The organism is Enterobacter cloacae complex sp. P42RS, assembly GCF_014930595.1.
Classification (GTDB): Bacteria; Pseudomonadota; Gammaproteobacteria; order Enterobacterales; family Enterobacteriaceae; genus Enterobacter; species Enterobacter bugandensis.
The window spans coordinates 327,921-354,267 of record NZ_JADBRK010000004.1 but is presented as its reverse complement, the minus strand read 5'-3'; the positions used below and the strand labels follow the sequence as shown (position 1 = coordinate 354,267).

Annotated in this window: 24 protein-coding genes and 1 riboswitch; of the genes, 12 read left to right on the top strand and 12 right to left on the bottom strand. The window is 56.6% G+C overall.

Going from position 1 to position 26,347, the window contains the following annotated elements:
• Window positions 1–37 precede the first annotated feature (37 nt).
• Window positions 38–652 carry a glycerol-3-phosphate 1-O-acyltransferase PlsY gene (plsY, locus tag IM314_RS07575; protein WP_014833311.1) on the bottom strand — a complete coding sequence of 205 codons (615 nt, stop codon included), beginning with the start codon at window positions 650–652 and terminating at the stop codon, window positions 38–40.
• 107 nt (window positions 653–759) lie between these two features.
• Between plsY and folB the strand changes: the two genes are divergently transcribed.
• Together folB and bacA are read left to right on the top strand one after the other, a co-directional pair.
• Entirely contained in the window at window positions 760–1,128 is a 369-nt protein-coding gene (folB, locus tag IM314_RS07570) for a bifunctional dihydroneopterin aldolase/7,8-dihydroneopterin epimerase (protein WP_028014460.1), read from the top strand.
• Between the two features lie 108 nt (window positions 1,129–1,236).
• Window positions 1,237–2,058 carry an undecaprenyl-diphosphate phosphatase gene (gene bacA, locus IM314_RS07565; protein ID WP_028014459.1) on the top strand — a complete coding sequence of 274 codons (822 nt, stop codon included), beginning with the start codon at window positions 1,237–1,239 and terminating at the stop codon, window positions 2,056–2,058.
• A 13-nt stretch (window positions 2,059–2,071) separates the two neighbouring features.
• On the opposite strand, the gene IM314_RS07560 is transcribed toward bacA, so the two are convergent.
• Both IM314_RS07560 and IM314_RS07555 read right to left on the bottom strand, forming a co-directional pair.
• Window positions 2,072–3,313, bottom strand: coding sequence for a multifunctional CCA addition/repair protein (locus IM314_RS07560; RefSeq protein ID WP_028014458.1), 1,242 nt, complete (start codon window positions 3,311–3,313; stop codon window positions 2,072–2,074).
• Window positions 3,314–3,373: 60 nt separating this feature from the next.
• On the bottom strand, window positions 3,374–3,994 hold the full coding sequence (locus IM314_RS07555) for a TIGR04211 family SH3 domain-containing protein (protein WP_028014457.1): 621 nt from the start codon (window positions 3,992–3,994) through the stop codon (window positions 3,374–3,376).
• A 229-nt stretch (window positions 3,995–4,223) separates the two neighbouring features.
• Between IM314_RS07555 and IM314_RS07550 the strand changes: the two genes are divergently transcribed.
• From IM314_RS07550 to hldE, 3 genes are read left to right on the top strand one after another with little or no spacing between them, the layout of a single operon-like run.
• Complete coding sequence (locus IM314_RS07550; RefSeq protein ID WP_028014456.1) at window positions 4,224–5,525, top strand: inorganic triphosphatase; 1,302 nt, start codon at window positions 4,224–4,226, stop codon at window positions 5,523–5,525.
• Between the two features lie 21 nt (window positions 5,526–5,546).
• Window positions 5,547–8,402: a bifunctional [glutamate--ammonia ligase]-adenylyl-L-tyrosine phosphorylase/[glutamate--ammonia-ligase] adenylyltransferase gene (glnE, locus tag IM314_RS07545; protein ID WP_193358489.1), complete on the top strand. Its 2,856-nt coding sequence runs from the start codon at window positions 5,547–5,549 to the stop codon at window positions 8,400–8,402.
• A gap of 40 nt (window positions 8,403–8,442) precedes the next feature.
• Window positions 8,443–9,873 (top strand): bifunctional D-glycero-beta-D-manno-heptose-7-phosphate kinase/D-glycero-beta-D-manno-heptose 1-phosphate adenylyltransferase HldE, encoded by a 1,431-nt coding sequence (gene hldE / locus IM314_RS07540; protein ID WP_003862540.1) that lies wholly within the window; start codon window positions 8,443–8,445, stop codon window positions 9,871–9,873.
• Window positions 9,874–9,938: 65 nt separating this feature from the next.
• Here the strand turns inward: hldE and ubiK are convergent, their stop codons facing one another.
• Window positions 9,939–10,235 carry a ubiquinone biosynthesis accessory factor UbiK gene (gene ubiK / locus IM314_RS07535; protein ID WP_000566823.1) on the bottom strand — a complete coding sequence of 99 codons (297 nt, stop codon included), beginning with the start codon at window positions 10,233–10,235 and terminating at the stop codon, window positions 9,939–9,941.
• 121 nt (window positions 10,236–10,356) lie between these two features.
• Window positions 10,357–10,507, top strand: a riboswitch (FMN riboswitch).
• 106 nt (window positions 10,508–10,613) lie between these two features.
• Between ubiK and ribB the strand changes: the two genes are divergently transcribed.
• Window positions 10,614–11,267: a 3,4-dihydroxy-2-butanone-4-phosphate synthase gene (gene ribB, locus IM314_RS07530; RefSeq protein ID WP_028017147.1), complete on the top strand. Its 654-nt coding sequence runs from the start codon at window positions 10,614–10,616 to the stop codon at window positions 11,265–11,267.
• A 44-nt stretch (window positions 11,268–11,311) separates the two neighbouring features.
• Here ribB and IM314_RS07525 read toward each other — a convergent pair whose 3' ends face one another.
• The 5 genes from IM314_RS07525 to zupT form a co-directional block, all read right to left on the bottom strand.
• Window positions 11,312–12,373, bottom strand: a complete 1,062-nt coding sequence (locus tag IM314_RS07525) for a fimbrial protein (RefSeq protein ID WP_028014452.1) — start codon at window positions 12,371–12,373, stop codon at window positions 11,312–11,314.
• A complete protein-coding gene (locus IM314_RS07520) occupies window positions 12,357–13,118 on the bottom strand; it encodes a molecular chaperone (protein WP_193358506.1) in 762 nt (253 codons plus the stop codon). The genes IM314_RS07525 and IM314_RS07520 overlap by 17 nt, the downstream gene beginning before the upstream one ends.
• Before the next feature lie 9 nt (window positions 13,119–13,127).
• Window positions 13,128–15,521 (bottom strand): fimbria/pilus outer membrane usher protein, encoded by a 2,394-nt coding sequence (locus tag IM314_RS07515; RefSeq protein ID WP_227008547.1) that lies wholly within the window; start codon window positions 15,519–15,521, stop codon window positions 13,128–13,130.
• A 118-nt stretch (window positions 15,522–15,639) separates the two neighbouring features.
• Window positions 15,640–16,200: a fimbrial protein gene (locus IM314_RS07510; protein WP_048957253.1), complete on the bottom strand. Its 561-nt coding sequence runs from the start codon at window positions 16,198–16,200 to the stop codon at window positions 15,640–15,642.
• A 271-nt stretch (window positions 16,201–16,471) separates the two neighbouring features.
• Entirely contained in the window at window positions 16,472–17,245 is a 774-nt protein-coding gene (gene zupT, locus IM314_RS07505; protein ID WP_153656883.1) for a zinc transporter ZupT, read from the bottom strand.
• 130 nt (window positions 17,246–17,375) lie between these two features.
• Between zupT and ygiD the strand changes: the two genes are divergently transcribed.
• Entirely contained in the window at window positions 17,376–18,164 is a 789-nt protein-coding gene (gene ygiD, locus IM314_RS07500; RefSeq protein ID WP_045631569.1) for a 4,5-DOPA dioxygenase extradiol, read from the top strand.
• Window positions 18,165–18,201: 37 nt separating this feature from the next.
• Here the strand turns inward: ygiD and IM314_RS07495 are convergent, their stop codons facing one another.
• The 3 genes from IM314_RS07495 to tolC form a co-directional block, all read right to left on the bottom strand.
• Window positions 18,202–19,362 (bottom strand): glutathionylspermidine synthase family protein, encoded by a 1,161-nt coding sequence (locus IM314_RS07495; RefSeq protein WP_045631568.1) that lies wholly within the window; start codon window positions 19,360–19,362, stop codon window positions 18,202–18,204.
• Between the two features lie 2 nt (window positions 19,363–19,364).
• Complete coding sequence (locus IM314_RS07490) at window positions 19,365–20,030, bottom strand: DUF1190 family protein (RefSeq protein ID WP_028014445.1); 666 nt, start codon at window positions 20,028–20,030, stop codon at window positions 19,365–19,367.
• A 161-nt stretch (window positions 20,031–20,191) separates the two neighbouring features.
• Window positions 20,192–21,670: an outer membrane channel protein TolC gene (gene tolC / locus IM314_RS07485; RefSeq protein ID WP_193358488.1), complete on the bottom strand. Its 1,479-nt coding sequence runs from the start codon at window positions 21,668–21,670 to the stop codon at window positions 20,192–20,194.
• 204 nt (window positions 21,671–21,874) lie between these two features.
• Here tolC and nudF point away from each other — a divergent pair, with 204 nt between their 5' ends.
• Genes nudF through parE form a run of 5 tightly spaced genes read left to right on the top strand, consistent with a single transcriptional unit; the run spans window position 21,875 to window position 26,283 of the window.
• Window positions 21,875–22,507, top strand: a complete 633-nt coding sequence (gene nudF, locus IM314_RS07480) for an ADP-ribose diphosphatase (protein WP_045631567.1) — start codon at window positions 21,875–21,877, stop codon at window positions 22,505–22,507.
• Window positions 22,504–22,926 (top strand): DUF1249 family protein, encoded by a 423-nt coding sequence (locus IM314_RS07475; protein ID WP_003862516.1) that lies wholly within the window; start codon window positions 22,504–22,506, stop codon window positions 22,924–22,926. The genes nudF and IM314_RS07475 overlap by 4 nt, the downstream gene beginning before the upstream one ends.
• Window positions 22,927–22,953: 27 nt before the next feature.
• Entirely contained in the window at window positions 22,954–23,781 is an 828-nt protein-coding gene (gene cpdA, locus IM314_RS07470) for a 3',5'-cyclic-AMP phosphodiesterase (protein WP_193358487.1), read from the top strand.
• Complete coding sequence (yqiA, locus tag IM314_RS07465) at window positions 23,781–24,362, top strand: esterase YqiA (protein WP_041908103.1); 582 nt, start codon at window positions 23,781–23,783, stop codon at window positions 24,360–24,362. The genes cpdA and yqiA overlap by 1 nt, the downstream gene beginning before the upstream one ends.
• Window positions 24,363–24,390: 28 nt before the next feature.
• On the top strand, window positions 24,391–26,283 hold the full coding sequence (parE, locus tag IM314_RS07460) for a DNA topoisomerase IV subunit B (protein WP_028014439.1): 1,893 nt from the start codon (window positions 24,391–24,393) through the stop codon (window positions 26,281–26,283).
• Window positions 26,284–26,347 lie beyond the last annotated feature (64 nt).

Here is a 26,347-nt window from a genome sequence, read left to right as displayed (position 1 = left end):
CAAAAATCACATTTGGTTATAAGGCATAACTAACCGCCTACTCGGGATCTTTTTTCTTTCGCTTGAGCTTCGTCCAGATCTTCGTTTCCTGGCGTCGCCACAGGCGCTGGATATTGTCGTGATGACGCAGCAGGATCAGGCAGGAGAGCATCGACACCGGGAAGGTAAATTGCGGTTTGAACCACCAGACATAGAACGGAGCAATCAGCGCGCTGACGATGGCGCCCAGCGACGAATAGCCGCTCAGCAGAATGGTCAGCAGCCAGGTCCCGGCCATGACGCCGGTTAAGTCCCATCCGATGGGCGCGATGGCACCAAAGGCGGTCGCCACCCCTTTGCCGCCTTTAAAGCCGAAGAATACGGGCCAGATATGGCCGACGCAGGCGGCGATGGCGATGAGCCCCAGCCAGAACGGCGTGACGCCCAGCGCATAGGCGCCCCAGACGGGTAGCATCCCCTTCAGAACATCAAAAATCAAAACCGCTACGGCTGCTCCCTTGCCGCCAATTCGAAGCACGTTGGTCGCTCCCGGATTCCCGGAACCACTTTCACGCGGGTCAGGTAACCCGGCAATGCGGCAGACCAGAATGGCGCTGGAGATTGAGCCGCAAAGATAGGCGAGGAGGATCATTCCAGGCGCGATTGCACTCATAACGCTGTTCCGTTTTGAAAATGTATCTGTATTCTCAGCATCTGTGGATAATACGCATAATTCGCCGGAAGTGGTATCCGGTTTAGCCAAAAAGCAGGCAGGTCGTGATGGATATTGTATTTATAGAGCAACTTTCGGTAATCACCACAATTGGTGTTTACGACTGGGAACAGACCATCGAGCAGAAACTGGTGTTCGATATCGAAATGGGATGGGATAACCGCAAATCGGCAAAAAGCGATGACGTGAATGACTGTCTGAGCTATGCCGACATCAGCGAAGCGGTGATCGGCCACGTGGAAGGACAGCGTTTTGCGCTGGTGGAACGGGTGGCGGAAGAGGTGGCGGATCTGCTGCTGACCAAATTCAACTCACCGTGGGTACGCATTAAGCTGAGCAAGCCGGGCGCGGTGGCGCGCGCCGCCAACGTGGGCGTCATCATTGAGCGTGGCACAAATCTGAAAGGAAAGATTTAACGTCATAATTGCTAAACCATTTTAGGTTATATCGGTCTTAAGGCTGTATCTTTCACGGTAGCCGTTAGGGGCGACCGTTTTTTTATATCTTTTTTTAGGGGTTTATAGATGAGCGATATGCACTCGCTGCTGGTGGCGGCAATTCTGGGTGTGGTCGAAGGATTGACGGAGTTTTTACCGGTTTCCAGTACGGGCCATATGATTATCGTTGGCCATCTGCTGGGCTTCGAAGGCGATACCGCAAAGACGTTTGAGGTGGTAATTCAGCTGGGCTCGATTCTGGCGGTGGTGGTGATGTTCTGGCGTCGCTTGTTTGGCCTGATCGGCATCCACTTTGGCCGTCTGCCGCAGCGTGAAGGAGAGGGCAAAGGCCGCCTGACGCTGATTCACATCCTGCTCGGGATGATCCCGGCGGTGGTATTGGGGCTGGTATTCCACGACACCATTAAATCGCTGTTTAACCCGATTAACGTCATGTACGCGCTGGTGGTGGGCGGTTTCCTGCTGATTGCCGCGGAAGTGCTGAAGCCAAAAGTCCCGCGTGCGGAAGGCCTGGACGATATGACCTATCGTCAGGCGTTTATCATTGGCTGCTTCCAGTGTCTGGCGCTGTGGCCGGGCTTCTCCCGTTCAGGTGCGACCATTTCAGGCGGGATGCTGATGGGCGTGAGCCGCTATGCGGCTTCCGAGTTCTCGTTCCTGCTGGCGGTGCCGATGATGATGGGCGCCACCGCGCTGGACCTTTACAAAAGCATTGGCTTCCTGACCACAGGCGATATTCCGATGTTTGCCGTGGGCTTTATCACCGCCTTTATCGTGGCGCTGATTGCCATCAAAACCTTCCTGCAGCTGATTAAGCGTATCTCGTTTATTCCGTTCGCGATCTACCGCTTTATCGTCGCGGCTGCGGTGTACGTGGTCTTCTTCTGATAACCGATTGCCCTCACTCTTTCGGCTGAGGGCAACGCTTTTCCTTCCACGCGGTAACCGCGTCAATCCGCCGTTTGGTTAGCTCCTCGCGAATCTCCGGGCCTTTAAATCCTGCCTCAACCACGTCTTTCGTTGGCACCGCTTTTGCGACTTCCCACGCTTCGCGCAGCAAACGCCCCTGGGGATAATCGGACGCTTCAAACCCGGTGCGGCCGCGCACGTCCGCTTCGCTGGTGAGCGCAATCTGCTCCACGCGCTGCGGCTTGCGCCAGGCGTCGATATTATCGAACAGCTTCACGATGGTGGCGGGCTTCAGGATCGGGAAGGTATGGATCAGGTCGTGGAACTCGGCGACCAGCTTTGCCAGATCGCGGATGTCATTCGGCACGCGCAGACGCTGGCAGAGCCCGTCAACCAGCTTTACCCCCGCCGGACCGTGCCCGTGATGGCGCGGCCAGAACTCTTTCGGCGTTAAGCCTTTGCCGAGATCGTGGCACAGGGTGGAAAAACGTACGTCCACCTCAGGGCTGAGCATGGCGGCCATGCTCAGCGTCATCAGCGTGTGCACGCCGGTATCAATTTCGGGATGCCATTTCGCCGGTGCGGGCACGCCAAACAGCGCGTCGATTTCCGGGAACAGCACCTTCAGCGCGCCGCAGTCGCGAAGAACCTGGAAAAAGACCTGCGGGTTGCGGGTGGTGAGGGCATTTTCCGTCTCTTTCCAGACGCGCTCCGGCGTCAGGTGTTCCAGCTCGCCCGCCTCGGTCATGGCCGTCATCAACGCCATCGTCTCATCCGCAATACGGAAGCTCAGATGCGCGTAACGCGCGGCAAAACGCGCCACGCGCAGCACGCGGAGCGGATCTTCAGAAAATGCCGGGGAGACGTGACGCAAAAGACGATCGCGCAGGTCGTCCTGCCCGCCGTAGGCGTCGATGATATGGCCGTTTTCATCCTGGGCCAGGGCGTTAATGGTGAGATCGCGGCGCAGCAGATCCTGCTCCAGCGTCACATCCGGCGCGGCGTAGCAGGTGAAGCCGGTATAACCGGAACCGGATTTCCGTTCGGTACGCGCCAGGGCGTACTCTTCCCGGCTTTTCGGATGCAGGAACACGGGAAAATCGCGGCCTACCTGCTGGTAGCCCGCGTCGAGCATCTCTTCCGGGGTGGCGCCCACCACCACCCAGTCTTTATCTTTGACCGGCAGACCTAACAACGCATCACGTACCGCACCACCGACCAGATAACTCTTCACGCCCAACTCTCCCGTTTTCTCTTTTCCAGAATGATACGTAAGTCTGGCAGAGAAGACGAATTAGTTCATCCAGCGATCTTTACGCTTACGGCTTGGGATCAGATGTGGCAGAACCAGACCCAGCACCAGACCAACGCCCAGCACGCCGCCACCATACATAAACCACTGCATGATAATGGTGCGCTGTTTGTCATCAAGCTGCAGGTTCGCGGCGTTCACTTTTTTCTGCGCGACGATCAGCTCGTTTTTGAGCTTTTGATTCTCTTCTTTCAGACCGTTGATCACGCCGTCGCTCTGCGCCACTTTCTGCTGCATTTCAGCGGTGCGCTGGTTCCAGGTCCCGTCAATGTTGTTCAGCTTGTCGGTCAGGGTCTTCACCTGGTTTTCCAGATCCGGCACGCGGGTGCGCAGGCTTGGCACGGTGCTCAGCTCTTTCATTGGGATCCAGGAGGTACGGCCGGAACTGTCGCGAACCTGACCGTAATTGGTCTCCGCGTTGGTCTGCAACAGGGTGACTTCCTCGCCGGCATTCACCGTGCCCACGAGGCGATAATTGTCTCCGGGGCCACTGCGCACCCAGGTGTTAAGTTCGTCAGAAACGTAACGCTTCTCTTCAGCGTGCACTGCGGTTGCGGCGCTAAAAGCGAGTAAAGTAAGTCCAATCAGGCGTAATTTAAGCATCATTAGTCGTTATTTTCATAAAAAGTGGAACGATAGTAGTGGCAACAGTGTCTCTACGCAAAGCATTCATCAGCAATCAGAATCATCTGTGTCACGACTCTACACATTTACGCCCGACAAATTGCTCATTGCATGGCAATTTGGCGCAAAATACTATGTACTGACAAATAAATGGCGAGGAAGTTCGCCCTCATTGACGCGTCTGTGACGCCCGCAAAAGTACAAGGCTATGGCTCAGGAAATCGAATTAAAATTTATCGTCGAAAAAGACAGCGTTGACGCGCTCCGTCAGCATCTGAATACGCTCTCCGGCGAGCACCATGAACCCGTACCGTTGCTCAACATCTACTACGAAACGCCGGACAACTGGCTGCGCAACCACGATATGGGGCTGCGCATCCGCGGCGCGAACGGACGCTACGAGATGACGATGAAAATCGCCGGCCGCGTGGTCGGCGGTTTGCATCAGCGCCCGGAATACAATATCGACATCAGTAAGCCAGAACTTGAGCTGGAACGTTTCCCGGCGGAAGTCTGGCCGGAAGGCGAACTGCCCGCCACGCTGGCAGGGCAAGTGCAGCCGCTGTTCAGCACCGATTTCGCTCGCGAGAAATGGCTGGTGACGGAAGGCAAGAGCCGCATTGAAATCGCGCTGGATTTAGGCGAGGTGAAGGCGGGTGAGTTCCAGGAACCGATCTGCGAGCTGGAGCTGGAACTTCTGGAAGGGGATGCGAGCGACGTGCTGAAGCTGGCGCGCAAGCTGGTAAGCCAGCCGGGTTTACGTCAGGGCAGCTTGAGCAAAGCGGCGCGCGGCTACCACCTGGCTGCCGGAAATGCGCCACGCGTGCTGAGAGAGACTCCGATTTTGCGCGTCGTCCCGAAAGCCAGCATTGAGCAGGGCATGGAAGCGGCGCTGGAGCTGGCGCTCTCCCAATGGCAGTACCATGAAGAACTGTGGGCGCGTAACGTCAAAAATGCCAAAAAACAGGTGCTGGCCGCGATTGGTCTGGTGCGTCATACCCTGACGCTGTTTGGCGGTATCGTACCGCGTAAAGCTAGCGCTCACTTACGCGATCTGCTGACCCAGACCGAAACGCTGCTGCTTTCCGACGTGTCGGCGCAAACCGCGCTTTATAGCCCGCAAAATGCCGCGGCAAAACTGGCGCTGACCGAGTTTCTGGTGACGCGCGGCTGGCGCGTCTTCCTCGATGCAAAAGCGCAGACCAAAATCGCGGACAACTTTAAACGCTTCGCGGATATCCATCTTTCCCGCCACGCCGCCGAGCTGAGAACCACCTTCGCGCATCCGCTGGGCGACCAGTATGGCGACCAGCTTCCCCGCCTGGCGCGTAATATCGACAGCATGTTGCTTCTGTCAGGAGCATACGAGGGCGTGAAGGCGCAGGCCTGGCTGGAGAACTGGCAGGGGCTTAAGCATGCCATTGAGACCCGTCAGCAGATTGAGATCGAGCATTTCCGCAACGAAGCCATTTCGCAGGATCCATACTGGCTGCACAGCGGAAAACGTTAATTCTGGCAAGGAACCCCTGATATGCCGCTTTCTTCGCAGTTACAGCAGCACTGGCAAACCGTTTGCGAACGTCTGCCCGAGTCGTTACCCGCGTCATCGTTAAGCGAGCAGGCGAAAAGCGTGCTCACGTTCAGTGATTTTGTGCAGGAGAGCGTCAGCGCGAATCCTGACTGGCTGGCAGAGCTGGAAAGCGCGCCGCCGCAGGCTGACGAGTGGCGGCACTATGCTGGCTGGCTGCAAACCGCGCTGGCAGAGGTGGCGGATGAAGCCACGCTGATGCGCGTTCTGCGTCAGTTCCGCCGCCGGGTGATGGTGCGCATTGCCTGGGCGCAGGCGCTGGAGCTGGTGAGTGAAGAGAGCACCTTGCAGCAGCTGAGCGAGCTGGCGCAGACGCTGATTGTCGCCGCGCGGGACTGGCTCTACGCCGCCTGCTGTAAAGAGTGGGGCACGCCGTGCAGCGAAGAAGGGGTTCCGCAGCCGCTGTTGATTCTGGGGATGGGCAAGCTGGGCGGCTGCGAGCTGAACTTTTCCTCGGATATCGACCTGATCTTTGCCTGGCCGGAGAATGGCGCCACGCGAGGCGGTCGTCGCGAGCTGGATAACGCCCAGTTCTTTACCCGACTCGGGCAGCGTCTGATTAAGGCGTTGGATCAGCCTACGCAGGACGGCTTTGTTTACCGCGTGGACATGCGCCTGCGCCCGTTTGGCGACAGCGGCCCGCTGGTACTGAGCTTCGCCGCGCTGGAAGATTATTACCAGGAGCAGGGGCGCGACTGGGAGCGTTACGCGATGGTCAAAGCGCGGATCATGGGCGACAGCGACGACGCCTACGCCAACGAGCTTCGCGCCATGCTGCGCCCGTTCGTGTTCCGCCGTTACATCGACTTTAGCGTGATCCAGTCCCTGCGCAATATGAAAGGGATGATCGCCCGCGAGGTGCGCCGTCGCGGCCTGAAGGACAACATCAAGCTTGGCGCGGGCGGCATCCGCGAAATCGAATTTATCGTTCAGGTCTTCCAGCTGATTCGCGGCGGGCGCGAGCCGTCGCTGCAGTCCCGCTCGCTACTGCCGACGCTGAGCGCCATTGAGCAACTGCATTTGCTGCCGGACGGCGACGCGCAAACCCTGCGCGAGGCCTATCTGTTCCTGCGCCGTCTGGAAAACCTGCTGCAAAGCATTAACGACGAACAGACCCAGACCCTGCCGGGGGATGACCTTAACCGGGCGCGTCTGGCCTGGGGCATGCGGGTGGATGACTGGTCAACGTTGACCGAACGGCTGGAAGCCCATATGGCAGGCGTTCGCCGCATCTTTAACGATCTTATTGGTGACGACGAAAGTGAATCGCCGGACGATGCGCTCCCCGAGCACTGGCGCGAACTGTGGCAGGACGCGCTCCAGGAAGATGACACCACGCCGGTGCTGGCGCACTTAAGCGACGACGCCCGCCATCGCGTGGTGGCCCTGATTGCCGATTTCCGTCTCGAACTGAACAAGCGTGCCATTGGGCCGCGCGGTCGTCAGGTGCTGGATCATCTGATGCCGCACCTGCTGAGCGAGGTCTGCTCCCGCGAGGATGCGCCGGTGCCGCTGTCGCGCATGATGCCGCTGCTGAGCGGGATTATCACGCGTACCACCTACCTGGAACTGCTGAGCGAGTTTCCGGGGGCGCTGAAGCACCTGATTTCCCTCTGCGCCGCGTCGCCGATGGTGGCCAACAAGCTGGCGCGATACCCGCTGCTGCTGGACGAACTGCTCGACCCGAACACGCTCTATCAGCCGACGGCGACGGACGCCTACCGCGACGAGCTGCGCCAGTATCTGCTGCGCGTGCCGGAAGAGGACGAAGAGCAGCAGCTCGAGGCGCTGCGTCAGTTTAAGCAGGCGCAGATGCTGCGCGTGGCGGCGGCGGATATCGCCGGTACGCTGCCGGTAATGAAAGTGAGCGATCACTTAACCTGGCTGGCGGAGGCGATCATCGACGCGGTAGTCCACCAGGCGTGGGTGCAGATGGTGGCCCGCTACGGCCAGCCGAAGCATCTTGCTGACCGCGAGGGGCGAGGGTTTGCCGTGGTCGGTTACGGCAAGCTGGGCGGCTGGGAGCTGGGCTACAGCTCCGATCTGGATCTGATTTTCCTGCACGACTGTCCGGCGGACGTCATGACCGACGGCGAACGTGAGATTGACGGGCGGCAGTTCTACCTGCGCCTGGCCCAGCGCATCATGCACCTGTTCAGCACCCGCACTTCGTCGGGCATTCTGTACGAGGTGGACGCGCGCCTGCGCCCGTCCGGCGCGGCAGGCATGCTGGTCACCTCGACGGACGCTTTTGCTGACTATCAGAAGAACGAAGCCTGGACGTGGGAACATCAGGCGTTAGTGCGCGCCCGCGTGGTGTACGGCGATCCGCAGCTCAAAACGCAGTTCGATGCGATCCGCAAGTCAGTCATGACGACCCCGCGCGAAGGCAGCACCCTGCAAATTGAAGTGCGCGAAATGCGTGAGAAAATGCGCGCGCATTTGGGTAACAAACATCGCGATCGCTTTGATATCAAAGCCGATGAGGGCGGGATTACCGATATTGAGTTCATCACTCAGTACCTGGTGCTACTGCATGCCCACGACAAGCCGAAGTTAACCCGCTGGTCCGATAACGTGCGTATTCTGGAACTGCTGGCGCAAAACGACATCATGGACGAGCAGGAGGCGCAGGCCTTAACCCGCGCCTACACCACGCTGCGCGACGAACTTCATCACCTGGCGTTGCAGGAACAGCCGGGCCACGTGGCGCTGGACTGTTTTACCGCAGAGCGCGCCCAGGTGACGGCAAGCTGGCAGAAATGGCTGGTGGAGCCGTGCGTAACAAAACAAGTGTGATATTATCGCGCGCAAATTGTGAATCTTTCTGGAGTCAGGAATGAAAGTAACACTGCCAGAGTTTGAACGTGCTGGAGTAATGGTTGTCGGGGATGTGATGCTGGATCGCTACTGGTATGGGCCGACCAGCCGCATCTCTCCTGAAGCGCCGGTGCCGGTGGTTAAGGTCGACACCATTGAAGAGCGTCCCGGCGGCGCGGCAAACGTGGCGATGAACATAGCCTCGCTGGGCGCGCACTCGCGTCTGGTGGGCCTGACCGGTATCGACGATGCGGCGCGTGCGCTGAGCAAGTCGCTGGCGGACGTGAACGTGAAGTGCGACTTCGTTTCTGTTCCGACACACCCAACCATCACCAAGCTGCGCGTGCTGTCGCGTAACCAGCAGCTGATCCGCCTCGATTTCGAAGAAGGGTTCGAAGGCGTTGATCCTGAGCCGCTGCACGAGCGCATTAACCAGGCGCTGGGCAACATCGGGGCGCTGGTGCTGTCTGACTACGCCAAAGGCGCGCTGGCGAGCGTGCAAACGATGATTCAGCTGGCGCGTAAAGCCAGCGTGCCGGTGCTGATCGACCCGAAAGGCACCGATTTTGAGCGCTATCGCGGCGCAACCCTGCTGACGCCAAACCTTTCTGAGTTCGAAGCGGTGGCGGGCAAGTGCAAAACCGAGGAAGAACTGGTTGAGCGCGGCATGAAGATCATTGCTGACTTCGAGCTGTCCGCGCTGCTGGTCACCCGCTCCGAGCAGGGGATGACGCTGCTGCAGCCGGGCAAGGCGCCGCTGCATATGCCAACCCAGGCGCAGGAAGTGTACGACGTGACCGGTGCCGGTGATACGGTGATCGGCGTGCTGGCGGCGACGCTGGCGGCGGGTAACTCCCTGGAAGAGGCGTGCTACTTCGCAAACGCCGCGGCGGGCGTGGTCGTCGGTAAATTGGGTACTTCAACCGTTTCGCCAATCGAGCTGGAAAACGCGGTGCGCGGGCGTGCGGATACCGGTTTTGGCGTGATGACCGAAGACGAGCTGAAGGTGGCCGTTGCCGCCGCGCGCAAACGCGGTGAAAAAGTGGTGATGACCAACGGCGTGTTCGACATCCTGCATGCGGGCCACGTCTCGTATCTGGCGAATGCGCGCAAGCTGGGCGATCGCCTGATTGTGGCGGTGAACAGCGATGCGTCGACGAAGCGTCTGAAGGGTGAAACGCGTCCGGTGAACCCGCTGGAGCAGCGCATGATCGTGCTCGGCGCGCTGGAAGCGGTGGATTGGGTGGTCTCATTTGAAGAAGACACCCCGCAGCGCCTGATTGCCGGAATTTTGCCTGACCTGCTGGTGAAGGGCGGTGATTACAAACCAGAGCAAATCGCGGGTAGCGAAGAGGTCTGGGCCAACGGCGGCGAGGTGATGGTGCTCAACTTTGAGGACGGGTGTTCAACCACCAACATCATCAAGAAGATCCAGAAAGACAGTCAGTAAAAAACGGGCCTATTGGCCCGTTCGATTTTCACCCTCTCCCTGTGGGAGAGGGCTTCAGGCCGCACTTACGCCTGGTCATCCACCGGTGGAATAGCCGGTGCTGGCTTCACTTCTTCCGGCGCATTGCGGCTCTCCAGCTCGCTCAGACGCTGTTCCAGCAGCGCCAGCTTCTCGCGGGTGCGTAGCAGAACCTGGGTCTGCACGTCAAACTCTTCGCGGCTGACTAAATCAAGGCGAACCAACTGCGCCTGCAGCGTCTGGCGGATTTTCTTCTCAACGTCATCACCAAATTCACGAATGCCCTTTGGCATGGACTCATGAACCTGACGCGCGATCTGCTCAATTTTTTTCGGGTCAATCATAATGGCTTCCCTTGATAAGTCGGTGTTGATGAACATTGTAGCGCGTCATGACCCAGGATAAAGCAGATTTGTTTGAAGCTTATGCATTGCCCAGGTTAATCAATAGCGTTATAGTTATCTCGCTTATTCTCAGGGCGGGGCGAAATTCCCCACCGGCGGTAAATCAGCTTAGCGCTGAAAGCCCGCGAGCGCTTTGGGTGAATTCTCAAAGGTCAGCAGATCCGGTGTAATTCCGGGGCCGACGGTTAGAGTCCGGATGGGAGAGAGTAACGATCCAGTCGGGCATGGGCCCGCTCACGTTATCTTTTTGCCGCTTATACGGCGCTCCTAAGACTGCCCTGATTCTGGTAACCATATTGTTAATGAGGTTTTTTTACCATGAATCAGACGCTACTTTCCTCTTTTGGCACTTCAACTCAACGTGTTGAACATGCACTGGATGCACTGCGCGAAGGCCGCGGTGTGATGGTGCTTGACGATGAAAACCGTGAAAACGAAGGCGACATGATTTTCGCCGCCGAAAACATGACCGTTGAACAGATGGCGCTGACCATCCGTCACGGCAGCGGCATCGTATGCCTGTGTATTACCGAAGATCGTCGTAAGCAGCTTGAGCTGCCGATGATGGTCGAAAACAACACCAGCGCCTTTGGTACCGGCTTCACCGTGACCATTGAAGCGGCGCATGGCGTGACTACCGGTGTATCGGCGGCTGACCGCCTGACCACCGTGCGTGCCGCCATTGCTGATGATGCGAAACCCTCCGATCTGCATCGTCCAGGCCACGTCTTCCCGCTGCGCGCGCAGGCGGGCGGTGTGCTGACCCGTGGCGGTCACACCGAAGCGACGATCGACCTGGTGACACTGGCGGGCTTTAAGCCTGCGGGCGTGCTGTGTGAACTGACCAACGATGACGGCACCATGGCCCGCGCGCCAGAGTGCATCACCTTTGCGCGTCTGCACAACATGCCGGTTGTCACAATTGAAGATCTGGTGGAATACCGCCAGGCGCACGAGCGCAAGGCCAGCTGAGACAGCTGATGTGAAAAAGCCGGGGAAACCCGGCTTTTTTGTCGCTAGTGGTAGTTAATTTTAAACAGCACCACGGTTTCAAACGGTCCGGACTGGATCGCTTTTCCCTCATCCCACGACAGCTCTGCCGTGTACTTTTGCTCATACTGCAACGTACTCCCGGTGAAGTCGGCATACTCCTGGTAGTGGTTGAAGGTAAACGGATCCGTTCCGTTCAGAATACGCAGTTTTAGCCCGTTGCCAATCAACAGCGCCGTATCGTCAGCGCTGAGTTTTTCGTTCGTGTAGAATGACGAGTCCATTTTGAATCCATCTGAGCACTGCGCGTCCTGCACCTTGGTGGTTTTGACCGTAAATTCGCGAACGCGCGTTTTCTGGTTCACGATGTCGCGTGCGCTGAAGGTGCCAAAATCGATCTCCTGGTTTTCAGGGTAGATGCTGAAGGTTGCCCCGCAGTCCAGAACGGTAATGTTTTGCAAGCCGTTGATGTGATACTTCAGGTTTTTCGCGTCGGCCATCTGGTTGACCCCGCCTTTACCGTCAAACTGCACCACGATGTAATCGCCGAGGGAACTCACGTAGCCGTGAGGCGGAATCGCCTTAATTTTTACAAACAGGCGAAAGCGGGCAATAAACGTGCGTGTCGTATGGACGTCATCCGGGTTACCGGAGCAGATCAGGTTTTCCCAGCCCATCTGCCGGATCTGAGCCGGGGTATAGATGAGGATGTTCTTGTTATCGAGACACTGGCGGGTATCCACGCCATTCGGCTGGCCCGTGGCATCGTAGTCCACCCCTTCGTAGGTTACGCCAAGCTCATAGTAAGGGTCCGTTGCGGCCGGGTAAGGGTTGACCCAGGCGTAAACGTCTTCCGGCTGAAAGCCGCTGGTGACGTTGTGATCGCAGGTAACCGGGATTTTAATGTCATCTGATTCCCAGATTTTCTGCCCCACCTGCGCGTTGCTGGGGATGGCAAAGGGCGAGATGGTTTTTGTCTCTTCAACCGGCCCGCCTGAAGCACCAAGATAGCAGTCCAGCGCCAGCGCTTCTCTTACGGGCAGAGCGGATATCAGCAGCAGGAACAGCAGATTAGCGAGCTTGCGCATCTTTATCGACCTTATGCTCGCTGAACGTACATTTCGCCGTACCTGAACATTGCGCGTCGACCTTTTTCAGCGCACCGTAATCATCGATGTAGCCAATGCTGTAGTAGTTGCCGTGATAGTCACCGGTAGAGGTTGTCGCCGTCGCAAACGGGGCGATCATCAGGCTGTCAAAACCGGGCAGCATGGTTTTCGCATTTTTGCTCAGCCACGCCAGCGTGATGTAATAAGGCGTAGGGTTATGCACGGTGAGCCCTTTCGCGTTTGCGGTGACTTCCATACGCATTTCTGCCTGATCGCCTGCCTTTTTGACGATCGCTTTAGGACGCCAGAACAGTTTGATCCTGCTCTGCATCGCGACCTGCATGACGCTGCGTTCCTCGCTCGCGCTGGAACTTTTCGGCGGCACCTCGCGCAGGTTGAAATAAAACAGTGATTCCCGGTCTTTCGGCAACCGGGCGGTCGCGGCCTGCTTCACAATCCGGACCTGAGACGAGGCGCCCGCTTCAAGACGTTGAATCGGCGGAAGCGCCATAAAATGGCTGTCCTCCTTGCGTCCGTTTTCATCTTCTATCCAGGAGAGCGCCAGATAAGGCAACGTTTTGCTCTGGTTATCAATCTTGAGGCTGCTGGCCTTATCGCTTTCCGGAAACACAATGCGGGTGCGGTCGAGGTTAACGGCGGCGTGGGTGGTAAATGCGGTGCCGATTAACATCAGGCACAGGCTAGTGAATGAGGTCAGTTTCATCATGGTTTCTTACTGGCATGGCAGTATCAATTGCATACTGTTTTCAAGGTGTGAAGGCAGCGAGAAGCGACACTGATGATTGTCACCCCACGTTACCCGGAATTGTTGTTCAGGCTCGACGGCTCCCAGCCAGACGTGGCCTTCGTCGGCGACCATGCCGATTTGCTGGTCACTTTCCAGCAGGTGAACAATCGAGCCCAGCGGCGGAGTGCCGGCTGGCGTACGGATAATGCCGGCAATATCGTTGCCAGCGCGTGTGGCAATCTGGCGGTAGCCAATCGCCCCCTCGGTCCAGGTGTTGGTCGTGATGCGGTTGTCCACATCGACGCCGTCAGGCAGGTTATCCAGATTGACCTGTACGCTGGCGGGAGAGTAACTGGAAACCGACGGTAAAACGCCGATACCAAAGCGGTTGGTTTCATCCCGCGACATGTTCAGCGGAATGTTGCCGACGCCGTCGGTGCTGACCATCACGCGCGGTTCGTTACCGTAGCTGCGACGGTGCAGCGCCGCGCCTTTGGCCGTTGAGGTAAACGAGCCATTCCAGCTGGCGCTCAGGGAGTTATATTCATCAGCTTTATAACTTCCGGAGATATTCAGATCGCCAAACGGTGAATAGTGCTGATAGTTGCCGCTCATCTGTGCACCCGCGTACGCGTGTTCACTCTCCGTCCCCGCGGAGACGCCCCAGGTATTATTGCGATCGGACGTGTCGTACCAGGAGACATTTTGGCTCAGGCTATCGCTGTTGTGCAGATCGTAACTGAGGCGATGATCCGGATCGATCGGTACGCTCAGGGACAGGTAAAACTGCGTATCGTCGTCTTCATCTTCGTAATGCGTTTTGCTCCAGGAGAGGGTGACGCCGAGATTTTTCCAGCGCCCCAGATCAAAGTTATAGCCTGCGGTAATGCTTCCGGTCGTGGACGGGGCTTCGTTCCACCAGGTCTGACGCAGTACGTTGACGTAGAGGTTGAGCGATAACGGGCTGATGTACTGGCTGGCGGTTACGCTCAGCGTCTGCTTTTCTGTCTGACGATCGTTGTCGTCATAATCAAGGAAGCGGGCATAGCTCAGGAACTTCCGATCGGAGTAGCGGTAGCTGGCAAGCGTAAGCTGGCTGCCGGTGGTATCGAAACGCTTACTGTAGTTAAAACGGTAGCTGTAACCCGTCTGGCTATCCTGGAAGGGGAGCTGGCTGGTGGCCTGCGTGACGTCAAAAGAGAGGGCACCCAGATGCGCCATATTTTGCCCGATCCCGGCGGCAATGGAACGGTAATGATCCCCGTCGGCAAGCGTCCCGCCATAGAGCGAGGTGTTTGACAGCATTCCCCATGAGAATTCACCGCTCATAAAATCGGTGTCTTCGACGTCATGAGAGGCGTCTTTACGCGCTTTACCCGCCGCCAGCTTGTAGCGAACCTGCCCTTTACGCGTTAAAAAAGGCACCCATTCCGCCGAGACCTGGAAGGTGCTGACGCGCCCGTCTTCCTCCGTCACTTTTACGTCCAGCGTCCCCTGAACGGACTGGTTAAGATCTTGAATAACAAAGGGGCCAGGCGGAACTTTACTTTGATAAATTACGCGATCGGCCAGGCTGACGGTGACGGTCGCGTTGGTTTGCGCGATACCGGTAATTTGTGGCGCATAGCCACGCAGCGACCAGGGGAGCATGCGCTCATCGCTGATCAGGGAGGCGCCGGTATAGGTAAAAGCGTCAAAGATTGAGGACTGGAAGTCCGTTTCACCCAGCGTCAGCTTAGCACCAAGCGAAGGAAGAGGGCGGAACATGTAGACGCGCGAAAAGCGTCCGTCATGATCCGAACCTGCATCGGTATGCGTTTGGCTGTACTGATAATCACTGCGCAGGCGCCATGCGCCCATATTCGCGCCCGCCGTGCCATAGGTGTTGGCGTTGTTGGTGCTGCTGCCGTCGCTAGGCTGATAGTGGCTGGCGAACAGGTTGTAATCCAGAATCACGCCCGGTACGCCATAGTCCCACGTTGCGGGTGGCATCCAGTCGGCGGCGCGGTACTGCAACCATGCCTGGGGTACGGTGACCTTCAGCGTCTGGGTCGCTTGTTCAAATTTAAAAGTGATATCCGGTCTGGAGGAAAAGTCGACGCATCCCTCTTTTTCGGGTAAGGCGTCGCGGACTTCCTCTTTCAGGGCAAACTTATCCGCCAGTTCAGGAGGAATACACACCTGTACCGTGTTATTTACCTCTTTCCAGCTAAGCTGCCAACCGTTAGCCAGCGGTGTGTCGTTAATGGATACGGTAACAAAATAGTTGCCCGGGGTAACCGCTATTTCATTTTTAAAAAGGGAGAGGTCAACGCTGCTCCGCTGGTCTTTATCAATGGCATTGATATTAAACTCGGTGGCAGAGGTAATCTTCGTCATTAACAGGGACGCAATGATGATTTTAGATTGTAATTTATATGTCATCATCCTGTTACCAAAATAATATCACATACCGGCTGGCAAATAATGCCAGCCGGTTTTATCGTGATGCATTGCCTTATTTGTACATCAGCACATAGTTGGCAGTCGCTTCAACCTGACCCGCTGTGGCAGTTTTACCCTGAGCAACTTCCATTAATGCTTTGAAGTGCAGCGTTTGAGTCGTTGAACCTGCCAGCAAAGCAACCTCATTAGCCGCACCCAGCGTAATGTTGTCTTCGGCGTTATCCAGAAGACGAACGCCCACGTTCTGTGCACCACTCGCAAAGGTGTTGGTCATCAGGCTGCTGTCAGTCGCGTCTGTCGCAGAGCTGGTAAAGGTGACATCGACTTTGGTAACTGGTGTGTCAGTCTCGTCCGCCGGATCGTCAAGCTGGCAGTTCTCCAGATTGATATCAACCGGAACAGCGGTAGACTTTTTGTTAGCGTTGATCACGGCAGTGGTAACTTCACCGAGGTCCACTTCTTTATCAACGCTGTCTGGTGCAATGCTGCACGGAGCATCAATGACCACGCCTTTGAATTTGATTTTGCCGGAACCCTGGTCATCAGCAAAAGCAGAACCCGAAACGATGGCAGCCATCGCAACCGCTAACAGTACTTTTTTACCCATATACATGAAAATATCCTTTTTCAAATGAATTCATAAAATGAATATTAAATTTCAGAATGCTCGTGAATTATACGGACTAAAGAGGAGGGGATGCGAATAAATTGGCTAAAACTCTTTTTAAGGAAATATTAAATTATAATGCCTGGTTAATGTAAGTCGCGCATATGATGACTATGTTATCCAGATATATTCGAAGTGAATAAGCAGAATAAAAAATGTAGATTGCCTTCGACAAAATAAGGAAATAATGCCTCCGCGTTTAACGGAGGCAAAATGCTCAACCAATACCTGCTGTTTGCAGCAACACCAGACTCAACCCCATCACCGACATTCCACACAGCACGCCATAGCTCGGGTTATTATTCGGGTCGATCTCTTTCGCCAGCGGCATCAGCTCATCGACGGAGAGCGCAACCATGATCCCGGCGACGGCAGCCATAATTGCTGCCATCATGACAGGAGACACCAGGCTGCCGAGGATCAGCCACGCCAGTACCCCGCCGAGAATTTCGGCCATTCCGGAGATTCCCGCCCAGAATACGGCCGTACGTTTTGAGCCGGTCGCAGCATAAACCGGCCCGGCAACCGCAAGTCCTTCAGGAATATTGTGCAAGGCCACGGCCAGCGCCACGCCAAAGCCCATCTCCAGATTGCTGCTGGCCGTGACATACGTGGCGACCCCTTCCGGGAAGTTATGCAGACTGATACCCAGCGTCAGCAGGATGGCCGTGCGCTTGATGTTGCCGGGGATTGGAGTAACGCTTTTTTGCATTAAATCCTGAGGATGGGCGTGGGGCAGCATACGGTCGAGCGCAAAATAGCCCAGCAGGCCGACGATGAACATGCCGTAGCCCAGAACCGGAGACATTCCCTCGGTGTGAAGCGCTGCTGGCAGCATCTCCATCAGCGAGATAAGCAGCATGATCCCAGCGGCGAAGCCCAGCGAGAACGCCAGAAGACGATTAGACGGTTTTTGCCCGAGCACGCCGAGGAACGCACCGATAAAGGTCGCGGCACCCGCAAGCACGGTCAAAATTAAGGGTACTGACATGCACTCTCCTTAAGGGATATCTTACGTTCAAATTTCCTGGTGATGATCTTCACGGTTATCTGCGTTTATCTTCACCTGAATGCGCGTAATGTAGCACCATCAAATTGCCAATATCTCTAAGGATATCACCATGACTTCTTCACGTATGCCAGCACTGTTTTTAGGCCACGGTAGCCCAATGAACGTTCTGGAAGATAACGTCTATACCCGTGCCTGGCATCATCTGGGCGAGACGTTGCCGCGTCCGAAGGCGATTGTGGTGGTATCTGCACACTGGTTTACCCGTGGTACGGGCGTCACCGCGATGGAAGCACCAAAGACCATCCATGATTTCGGCGGCTTCCCGCAGGCGCTGTACGACACGCATTATCCTGCGCCGGGTTCGCCTGAACTGGCGCAGCAACTGGTTGATTTACTGGCTCCCGTCCCGGTCACGCTGGATAAAGAAGCCTGGGGCTTTGACCACGGCTCGTGGGGCGTGCTGATTAAGATGTACCCGGATGCCGATATCCCAATGGTGCAGTTGAGCATCGACAGCACCAAACCCGCCGCCTGGCATCTGGAAATGGGCCGCAAGCTGGCAACCCTGCGTGATGAAGGCATCATGCTGGTGGCGAGTGGCAACGTGGTGCACAACCTGCGTACGGCGCGCTGGCATGGCGAAAACACGCCATACCCGTGGGCGAGCGCTTTTAACGCCTACGTCAAAGCGAACCTGACCTGGCAAGGCCCGGTTGAGAAGCATCCGTTAGTGAACTATCTGGATCACGAAGGCGGTTCGCTCTCTAACCCGACGCCGGAACACTTCCTGCCGCTGCTGTATGTATTAGGTGCATGGGATGGTCAGGAGCCGGTTACCATTCCGATTGACGGCATTGAGATGGGCAGTTTGAGTATGCTGTCGGTGCAGGTGGGGTAAAAACATGCCCGGTAAGCGTAGCGCCACCGGGCAAGTTTTATTCAACAAAAATATGTGGATAAAACCGTGACAGATCCTGCGTAATCAACGCGCGATCTTCGCGAATACCAATCCCGGCAGGTTGATCATTAATAAGCCAGCTGCCGATCAGCGTATAGCTGTCGCCAAACTTCGGCAGTTGATAAAACTCCTGGACGATCATCCCTTCTTCACCGTACGGCCCTTCAACCGCTTCCAGCGTTTTACCGTTTTCGATAATGGAGACGTTCGCGCCTTCGCGGGAAAAGATAGGCTTAACGACGTATTTCTCCATCGGCGGGAACTCATCTTCGGCAAAGTAAGCTGGCAACAGGTTAGGATGGTTCGGGAACATCTCCCACAGCATCGGCAGCAGGGCTTTGTTGGAGATAATGCTCTTCCACGCCGGTTCCAGCCAGCGCACGCCCGCGTCTTCCAGCTTGGTGGAGAACATTTCACGCAGCATATATTCCCACGGATAGAGCTTGAACAGGTTGCTGATCACCTGATCCTGCATATCCGTAAACTGACCTTTTTCCCCCAGGCCAATATCTTCGATATAGAGGAATTCAGTCGCCACTTCCGCTTCGGCCGCGCAGTCCTGCAGATACTGAACCGTGCCCCTGTCTTCTTCCGTGTCGCGACAGCAGGCAAGATGCAGCAGATTGAAGCCAAACTGCTCCCGCAGTTCGGCGAAACGCTCAATCAGCTTTTCCTGCAGGCTGTTGAACTGGTCGCTACCTTCCGGCAGGTTTCCGGCGTTCATCTGATCTTCCAGCCAAATCCACTGGAAGAATGCCGCTTCGTAAAGAGAGGTCGGCGTATCCGCGTTGTTTTCTAAAAGCTTCGGCTCACCCACGCCATCCCACGCCAGATCGAGGCGAGAGTAAAGCGAAGGCTGATTCGTTTTCCACGACTGACGGACGAAACTCCAGGTGTGCTTCGGAATACGGAATTTAGTCATCAGCTCGTCGCTGTCGATGACTTTATCCACCACCTTAAGGCACATCTGGTGCAGCTCGGCCGTCACCTCTTCCAGTTTTTCCACCTGGTCGAGCGTCAGTTTGTAGTAAGCATCTTCACACCAGTACGGCTCGCCGTACATGGTGTGGAAGTTAAAACCGTATTCAGTGGCTTTTTCGCGCCAGTCCGGGCGCTCGGTAATACTGACTCGTTCCATGATCAGCCGCCCATTGAGCGAGTGGAAGTGCCTGTTGCACTACGCTGCATGCTGGTCTGTTTCGCCACAGACTCACCGAACCCACCGCGGGTGATGGTGCTGGTGGTCGCAGGCTTCGGCGCCATCGCGGTTTTCGGGACGGTCACGGTGCGGCCCGGGGTCGCTGCGCCATAGCCTTTGCCGCTGGCATCGGTATATTGACCATAAGCCGGGCTGGCCGGGTTTTTCGAGCTAAACAGCGGTTGCTGCTGATAGCCCGCACCGCCGCCCATCAGGCGGCCCATCATGTAGCCTGCCATTAATGGCATCCAGAAGCTGCCGCTGGACTGCGCCTGCGCCTGATTTTCCGGCGCAGTACCTGCCTGAGCTGGCGTCTGCTGACACTGTCCTTCACCAAATTCCGCCACGCAGTCTTCGCGTGAGGCATATTTCGGCGCGGTGCGTTCCGCTTCTTTCAGGGCGTTGGTGTAGGCGGTTTTACATTCTGCTGCCTGGCCGGTTGCGGCGGAGCAGTCGTCCGCGTTTTGATACAGCGAAACCGTTTCGTCGTTTTTCTCACAGCCTGCCAGCATAAAGACCGCGGTTACTGCCAGCGCAACAGGGGTGAGATGACGTGCGTTCCAGCTTTTGCGGAACGACGCGTGGTTAATCGTTTTTGTCCGTTTCATGTTTGTCTTCCAGGACCCAGTGGTAATAACGCTCAGGATAGTGGATGAGTGGTTGAAAATGAAGCGAAGAGGGGCGGAATCAGGGGGATCTTTACGTTGGCTTACGTTCGGGTGTGATTCAGCTGCGCCCTCTCCCGGTGAGAGAGGGCGTGATAACACTCTTAGTTACGGAACGGGTTAGAACCGCTGCTTGCAGGTGCCGTGCTACGCGCGGCCGCTGGCTGTGCGGCAGGGGCGCTGCCGTTAGCGTTGAAGTTATCAACGGCGGCAACCTGCTCCGGGTTCTCCGGCGCAACGCTGTCCGGCGAGGTAGAGACCGGTTTGCCCAGCGCGCTGTTCAGCATCTGCAGGTCTTGCTCGTTCAGCGTACCCAGAGCCTGCTTAATGTTCAGCTGGTTAATCAGGTACTGATAACGCGCGCTGGAGAGCTGCTGTTTCGCGTTGTACAGCGTGGTGGTCGCGTCCAGCACGTCAACGATAGTACGTGTACCGACCGAGTAACCCGCTTCCATTGCATCCAGGGAGCTTTGTGCAGACACAACGGCCTGTTTGTACGCGTTGATGCTGCTGATGGAGGCGTTCACGTTGTTGAAGGAGGAACGGACGGTCTGCACCACGTTGCGGTGTGCGCTTTCCAGCTGCTCGCTCGCGCCAACAAAGTTGTACTGCGCCTGTTTCACCTGAGAGTTGACCTGACCGCCCTGGTACAGCGGCAGGGAGAAGCTCAGGCCCACTTTATTCTGACCCAGATTGCTGTCGTCATACTGGGACGTATTGGTTTTAGAGCCGCTATAGCTCGTATCAGAGACACCGGTAGACGCGCTCAGGCTCAGGGTTGGCAGATGGCCGTCCTGCGCCTGACGAATTTGCTCGCGGGCCAGGTCCTGGCTCAGACGCGCCTGCAGCAACGTCAGGTTGCGGTTTTCCGCCTCTTTCAGCAGGGCGTTAACGGCCTGCGGCTTATCCGTTTTGAAGCTGTCGACGTTCAGGGAAGCCAGCTCAGGATAGTAATTCCCGGTCACCTGGCGCAGGGATTCCAGCGCGTTGTCGAGGTTGTTACGCGCGGTCACTTCGTTGGCCAGCACGGTGTCGTACTGTGAACGGGCGTTCTGCACGTCGGTGATCGCCACCAGACCCACGTTGAAGCGCTGGGTGGTTTGATCCAACTGGCGGTAGATCGCCTGTTTCTGCGCTTCGGTGTAGGAGAGCGCATCAATGGCGCTCAGCACGTTGAAGTACGCGGTGGCAGTATTCAGGATCAGCGTTTGCTGGTCGGTCTGATAGGTCACATCCTGGATGCCCGCGCTTTTTTCCTGCAGGGTCAGGGCACGCCATTTGGACATATCAAACAGCGTCTGTGTTAATTGCAGTGAGGCGCTGGTAGCATTGGAGTTTACGCCGTTAGCGTCGCGGAAACCGTTGCTGTAGGTATAATCTGCACCTAACCCTAACTGCGGCAGCAGTGGGCTACGCGCTTCGTTAATCTTTTCAAACGCAGCATCACGATCGGCCGCTGATTTACGTAAATCAGGGTTGCCCAGACGTGCCTGCTGGTAGACCTGTAACAGGTTTTCCGCCTGGCTCATTGCACTGAAGCCCGTCAGGCTCAGGCCGATAAGGATGGGGAGCAATTTCTTCATTTGCATTCCTTGTTGTGAAGCAGTATTAGCGCTGATCTAATTAAAAAATAATTGCCGATTCTAACAGAATCATCCACACCAAAAGGTTGGCGTTACGTGCCATCTGGCGGTAATTTGCACCAATCTACCATATAGCCTTACAAACGGCAGCCAAACAGCCTTGAAATTCACAATTTCATCACCATTGCTACCAGGACTCGACTCATGCAAAAACCAGAAAAGTTGCCCGTGACATTCGCCAAAAACGATGTAGAAATTATTGCACGAGAAACGCTTTATAGCGGTTTTTTTTCGATGGATCTTTACCGTTTCAGGCATCGCCTGTTCAACGGTGAAATGAGCGGCGAAATCAGACGTGAAATTTTTGAGCGCGGGCATGCGGCTGTCTTGCTACCCTTTGACCCAGTGCGTGACGAAGTCGTGCTGGTGGAGCAAATCCGCATTGCCGCGTATGACACCAGTGAAAGCCCGTGGCTGCTGGAGATGGTGGCCGGGATGATCGAAGAGGGCGAGTCGGTTGAAGACGTCGCCCGTCGCGAGGCGCTGGAAGAGGCCGGGCTGTTGGTAGGCCGCACAAAACCGGTGTTGAGCTATCTGGCGAGTCCGGGTGGCACCAGCGAACGCTTATCCATTATGGTGGGCGAAGTGGACGCCACGACCGCAGAAGGTATTCACGGTCTGGCTGATGAAAACGAAGATATTCGGGTTCATGTGGTGAGCCGGGAACAGGCTTATCAGTGGGTAGAAGAGGGGAAAATCGACAACGCAGCGTCTGTCATCGCCCTGCAATGGCTGCAGCTGCATTATCAGACATTACGAAACGAGTGGAAAAAATGAAGCGCTATACGCCTGACTTCCCAGAAATGATGCGCCTGTGCGAAACCAATTTCGCACAGCTGCGCCGCCTGCTGCCGAGAAACGACGCACCCGGCGAAACGGTAAGCTATCAGGTGAGCAACGCGCAGTATCGGTTAACGATAACAGAATCAACGCGCTACACTACGCTGGTGGAAATAGAACAAACAGCGCCCAGCATCAGCTACTGGAGCCTGCCGTCGATGACGGTGCGTCTCTATCATGACGCGATGGTCGCTGAAGTGTGTTCAAGTCAGCAGATCTTTCGCTTCAAGGCGCGGTATGATTATCCGAATAAAAAGTTGCATCAACGCGACGAAAAGCATCAAATTAACCAGTTTTTAGCCGACTGGCTAAGATATTGTTTAGCACATGGAGCAATGGCGATTCCGGTTTGTTAGCGTCATAAACCTACCTAAGGACACCATTTGGAAAGCCTGTTGAACCTGACTGTTGCTGGTGGGGCGCCAGTCAGGATATTACAAATCACCGATACCCACCTTTTTGCCGAAAAGCATGAAACTTTGCTGGGGGTTAATACCTGGGAGAGTTATCAGGCGGTACTGAGCGCCATTCACGCTGAACATCGCGACTGCGACCTGATTGTCGCAACGGGCGATTTGGCGCAGGACCAGTCCTCCGCGGCCTACCAGCATTTTGCTGAAGGCATCGCGAGCTTTAGCATGCCTTGCGTCTGGCTGCCCGGAAACCACGATTTCCAGCCCGCAATGTACAGTTCCCTTCAGGATGCGGGGATTTCTCCGGCGAAGTGCGTATTTGCGGGTGAACAGTGGCAGATCCTGCTGCTGGACAGCCAGGTATTTGGCGTTCCGCACGGTGAATTAAGCGAGTTTCAACTCGACTGGCTGGAGACCAAACTGGCTGCCGAACCTGAACGTCATACGCTGCTGTTGCTCCATCATCATCCGCTGCCGGCAGGCTGCAGCTGGCTGGATCAGCACAGCCTGCGTAACTCCGCGGCGCTGGATAGCGTGCTGGCGAAATACCCGCGCGTGAAACACCTGCTGTGCGGACACATCCATCAGGAACAGGATCTCGACTGGAACGGACGCCGCATGCTGGCGACGCCGTCGACCTGTGTGCAGTTTAAGCCGCACTGCGCCAACTTTACGCTGGATACCATCGCGCCAGGCTGGCGCTGGCTGGAACTGCATGCCGACGGCACGCTGACCACGGAAGTCTGCCGTCTGGCAGGCGCAGAGTTCCGCCCGGATACCGCTTCAGAAGGCTACTGATGTCTACGCTCCTTTATCTGCACGGATTCAACAGCTCGCCGCGCTCCGCAAAAGCGACGCAGTTTCGCCAGTGGCTGAGCGAGCATCACCCCCACGTTGAGATGATTATCCCGCAGCTGCCGCCGTATCCGGCGGAGGCGGCGGAAATGCTCGAGTCGATCGTGCTTGAACACGGCGGTGAATCCTTTGGCGTAGTCGGCTCATCGCTTGGCGGGTACTATGCCACCTGGCTCTCACAATGCTTTATGCTGCCCGCCGTTGTGGTTAATCCGGCGGTACGGCCATTTGAGCTGCTGAGGGACTTTCTTGGCGAAAACGAGAACCCCTACACCGGGCAGCAATATGTGCTAGAGTCACGCCATATTTACGATCTCAAAGTTATGCAGGTCGACCCGCTTGAAGCGCCGGATCTCATCTGGCTGCTGCAGCAGACGGGTGATGAAGTGCTGGATTACCGCCAGGCAGTGGCGTATTACGCCTCCTGCCGCCAGACTATAGAAGAGGGCGGAAACCATGCTTTCACGGGCTTTGAGGATCATTTCACCCAGATTGTCGATTTTCTTGGACTGCACAGCCACTGACAATCAATGCGAATTGCTAGTTTAAATCATGACGCAAACCTATAACGCTGATGCCATTGAGGTACTCACCGGGCTTGAGCCGGTTCGCCGCCGCCCGGGGATGTATACCGATACGACGCGCCCGAACCATCTGGGCCAGGAAGTTATTGATAACAGTGTGGACGAAGCGCTGGCGGGCCATGCCAAACGCGTTGACGTCATCCTGCACGCCGATCAGTCGCTGGAGGTCATCGACGACGGTCGCGGCATGCCGGTGGACATCCACCCCGAAGAGGGCGTGCCTGCCGTTGAGCTGATTCTCTGCCGTCTGCACGCGGGCGGTAAGTTCTCCAACAAGAACTATCAGTTCTCCGGCGGCCTGCACGGCGTGGGGATTTCCGTGGTGAACGCCCTGTCCAAACGCGTGGAAGTGAACGTCCGTCGCGACGGTCAGGTCTACAATATCGCGTTTGAAAACGGCGAGAAGGTGCAGGATCTGCAGGTTGTCGGCACGTGCGCTAAACGCAACACCGGCACAAGCGTCCACTTCTGGCCTGACGAAAGCTTCTTCGACAGCCCGCGCTTTTCCGTTTCTCGCCTGACGCACCTGCTGAAAGCCAAAGCGGTACTGTGCCCGGGCGTGGAAATTACCTTTAAAGATCACGTCAACAACACCGAGCAGACCTGGTGCTACGCCGATGGCCTGAACGACTACCTGTGCGAAGCGGTAAACGGCCTGCCAACACTGCCGGAAAAACCGTTTGTCGGTAACTTTAGCGGTGATACCGAAGCGGTGGACTGGGCGCTGCTGTGGCTGCCGGAAGGCGGCGAGCTGCTGACCGAAAGCTACGTCAACCTGATCCCAACCATGCTCGGCGGTACCCACGTCAACGGCCTGCGTCAGGGACTGCTGGACGCGATGCGTGAGTTCTGCGAATACCGCAACATTCTGCCGCGCGGCGTGAAGCTCTCGGCGGAAGATATCTGGGACCGCTGCGCCTACGTGCTCTCCGTGAAGATGCAGGATCCGCAGTTTGCCGGTCAGACCAAAGAACGTCTGTCATCGCGCCAGTGCGCGGCGTTCGTCTCCGGCGTGGTGAAAGATGCGTTTACCCTGTGGCTGAACCAGAACGTTCAGGCGGCTGAGATGCTGGCTGAAATGGCCATCTCCAGCGCCCAGCGTCGTCTGCGTGCCGCGAAGAAAGTGGTGCGTAAAAAGCTGACCAGCGGCCCTGCGCTACCGGGCAAGCTGGCGGACTGCACCGCGCAGGATCTCAACCGCACCGAGCTGTTCCTCGTGGAAGGGGATTCGGCGGGTGGGTCGGCCAAACAGGCGCGCGATCGTGAATATCAGGCGATCATGCCACTCAAGGGTAAGATCCTGAACACCTGGGAAGTCTCTTCAGACGAAGTGCTGGCCTCGCAGGAAGTGCACGACATCTCCGTTGCGATCGGCATCGATCCGGACAGCGAGGATCTGAGCCAGCTGCGCTACGGCAAGATCTGTATTCTCGCGGATGCGGACTCCGATGGTCTGCACATCGCCACGCTGCTGTGCGCGCTGTTTGTTAAACACTTCCGCACGCTGGTGAAAAACGGTCACGTTCACGTGGCGCTGCCGCCGCTCTACCGTATCGACCTCGGCAAAGAGGTTTACTACGCGCTGACGGAAGAAGAGAAGGCGGGCGTGCTGGAGCAGCTTAAGCGTAAGAAGGGCAAACCAAATGTGCAGCGCTTTAAAGGGCTGGGCGAAATGAACCCGATGCAGCTGCGCGAAACGACGCTGGATCCGAACACGCGCCGCCTGGTGCAGCTGACGATCAGCGACGAAGACGAACAGCAAACCAACGCCGTGATGGATATGCTCCTCGCCAAGAAACGTTCGGAAGACCGACGTAACTGGCTGCAGGAGAAAGGGGATATGGCGGATATTGAAGCCTGATGCCCTCACCCTAACCCTCTCCCACAGGGAGAGGGAATGGATCGTAGGCCCGGTAAGCATTAGC

Excerpts from the sequence above, each read along its gene's own strand:
- parE (WP_028014439.1), top strand. The coding sequence starts at position 24,391 with ATGACGCAAACCTATAACGCTGATGCCATTGAGGTACTCACCGGGCTT.
- IM314_RS07550 (WP_028014456.1), top strand. The coding sequence starts at position 4,224 with ATGGCTCAGGAAATCGAATTAAAATTTATCGTCGAAAAAGACAGCGTT.
- ubiK (WP_000566823.1), bottom strand. The coding sequence starts at position 10,235 with ATGATTGACCCGAAAAAAATTGAGCAGATCGCGCGTCAGGTTCATGAG.
- IM314_RS07490 (WP_028014445.1), bottom strand. The coding sequence starts at position 20,030 with ATGAAACGGACAAAAACGATTAACCACGCGTCGTTCCGCAAAAGCTGG.
- IM314_RS07525 (WP_028014452.1), bottom strand. The coding sequence starts at position 12,373 with ATGCGCAAGCTCGCTAATCTGCTGTTCCTGCTGCTGATATCCGCTCTG.
- glnE (WP_193358489.1), top strand. The coding sequence starts at position 5,547 with ATGCCGCTTTCTTCGCAGTTACAGCAGCACTGGCAAACCGTTTGCGAA.
- ribB (WP_028017147.1), top strand. The coding sequence starts at position 10,614 with ATGAATCAGACGCTACTTTCCTCTTTTGGCACTTCAACTCAACGTGTT.
- bacA (WP_028014459.1), top strand. The coding sequence starts at position 1,237 with ATGAGCGATATGCACTCGCTGCTGGTGGCGGCAATTCTGGGTGTGGTC.
- IM314_RS07555 (WP_028014457.1), bottom strand. The coding sequence starts at position 3,994 with ATGCTTAAATTACGCCTGATTGGACTTACTTTACTCGCTTTTAGCGCC.
- tolC (WP_193358488.1), bottom strand. The coding sequence starts at position 21,670 with ATGAAGAAATTGCTCCCCATCCTTATCGGCCTGAGCCTGACGGGCTTC.
- ygiD (WP_045631569.1), top strand. The coding sequence starts at position 17,376 with ATGACTTCTTCACGTATGCCAGCACTGTTTTTAGGCCACGGTAGCCCA.
- IM314_RS07520 (WP_193358506.1), bottom strand. The coding sequence starts at position 13,118 with ATGAAACTGACCTCATTCACTAGCCTGTGCCTGATGTTAATCGGCACC.
- zupT (WP_153656883.1), bottom strand. The coding sequence starts at position 17,245 with ATGTCAGTACCCTTAATTTTGACCGTGCTTGCGGGTGCCGCGACCTTT.
- IM314_RS07510 (WP_048957253.1), bottom strand. The coding sequence starts at position 16,200 with ATGTATATGGGTAAAAAAGTACTGTTAGCGGTTGCGATGGCTGCCATC.
- yqiA (WP_041908103.1), top strand. The coding sequence starts at position 23,781 with ATGTCTACGCTCCTTTATCTGCACGGATTCAACAGCTCGCCGCGCTCC.
- nudF (WP_045631567.1), top strand. The coding sequence starts at position 21,875 with ATGCAAAAACCAGAAAAGTTGCCCGTGACATTCGCCAAAAACGATGTA.
- folB (WP_028014460.1), top strand. The coding sequence starts at position 760 with ATGGATATTGTATTTATAGAGCAACTTTCGGTAATCACCACAATTGGT.
- IM314_RS07515 (WP_227008547.1), bottom strand. The coding sequence starts at position 15,521 with ATGACGAAGATTACCTCTGCCACCGAGTTTAATATCAATGCCATTGAT.
- IM314_RS07495 (WP_045631568.1), bottom strand. The coding sequence starts at position 19,362 with ATGGAACGAGTCAGTATTACCGAGCGCCCGGACTGGCGCGAAAAAGCC.
- IM314_RS07475 (WP_003862516.1), top strand. The coding sequence starts at position 22,504 with ATGAAGCGCTATACGCCTGACTTCCCAGAAATGATGCGCCTGTGCGAA.
- hldE (WP_003862540.1), top strand. The coding sequence starts at position 8,443 with ATGAAAGTAACACTGCCAGAGTTTGAACGTGCTGGAGTAATGGTTGTC.
- plsY (WP_014833311.1), bottom strand. The coding sequence starts at position 652 with ATGAGTGCAATCGCGCCTGGAATGATCCTCCTCGCCTATCTTTGCGGC.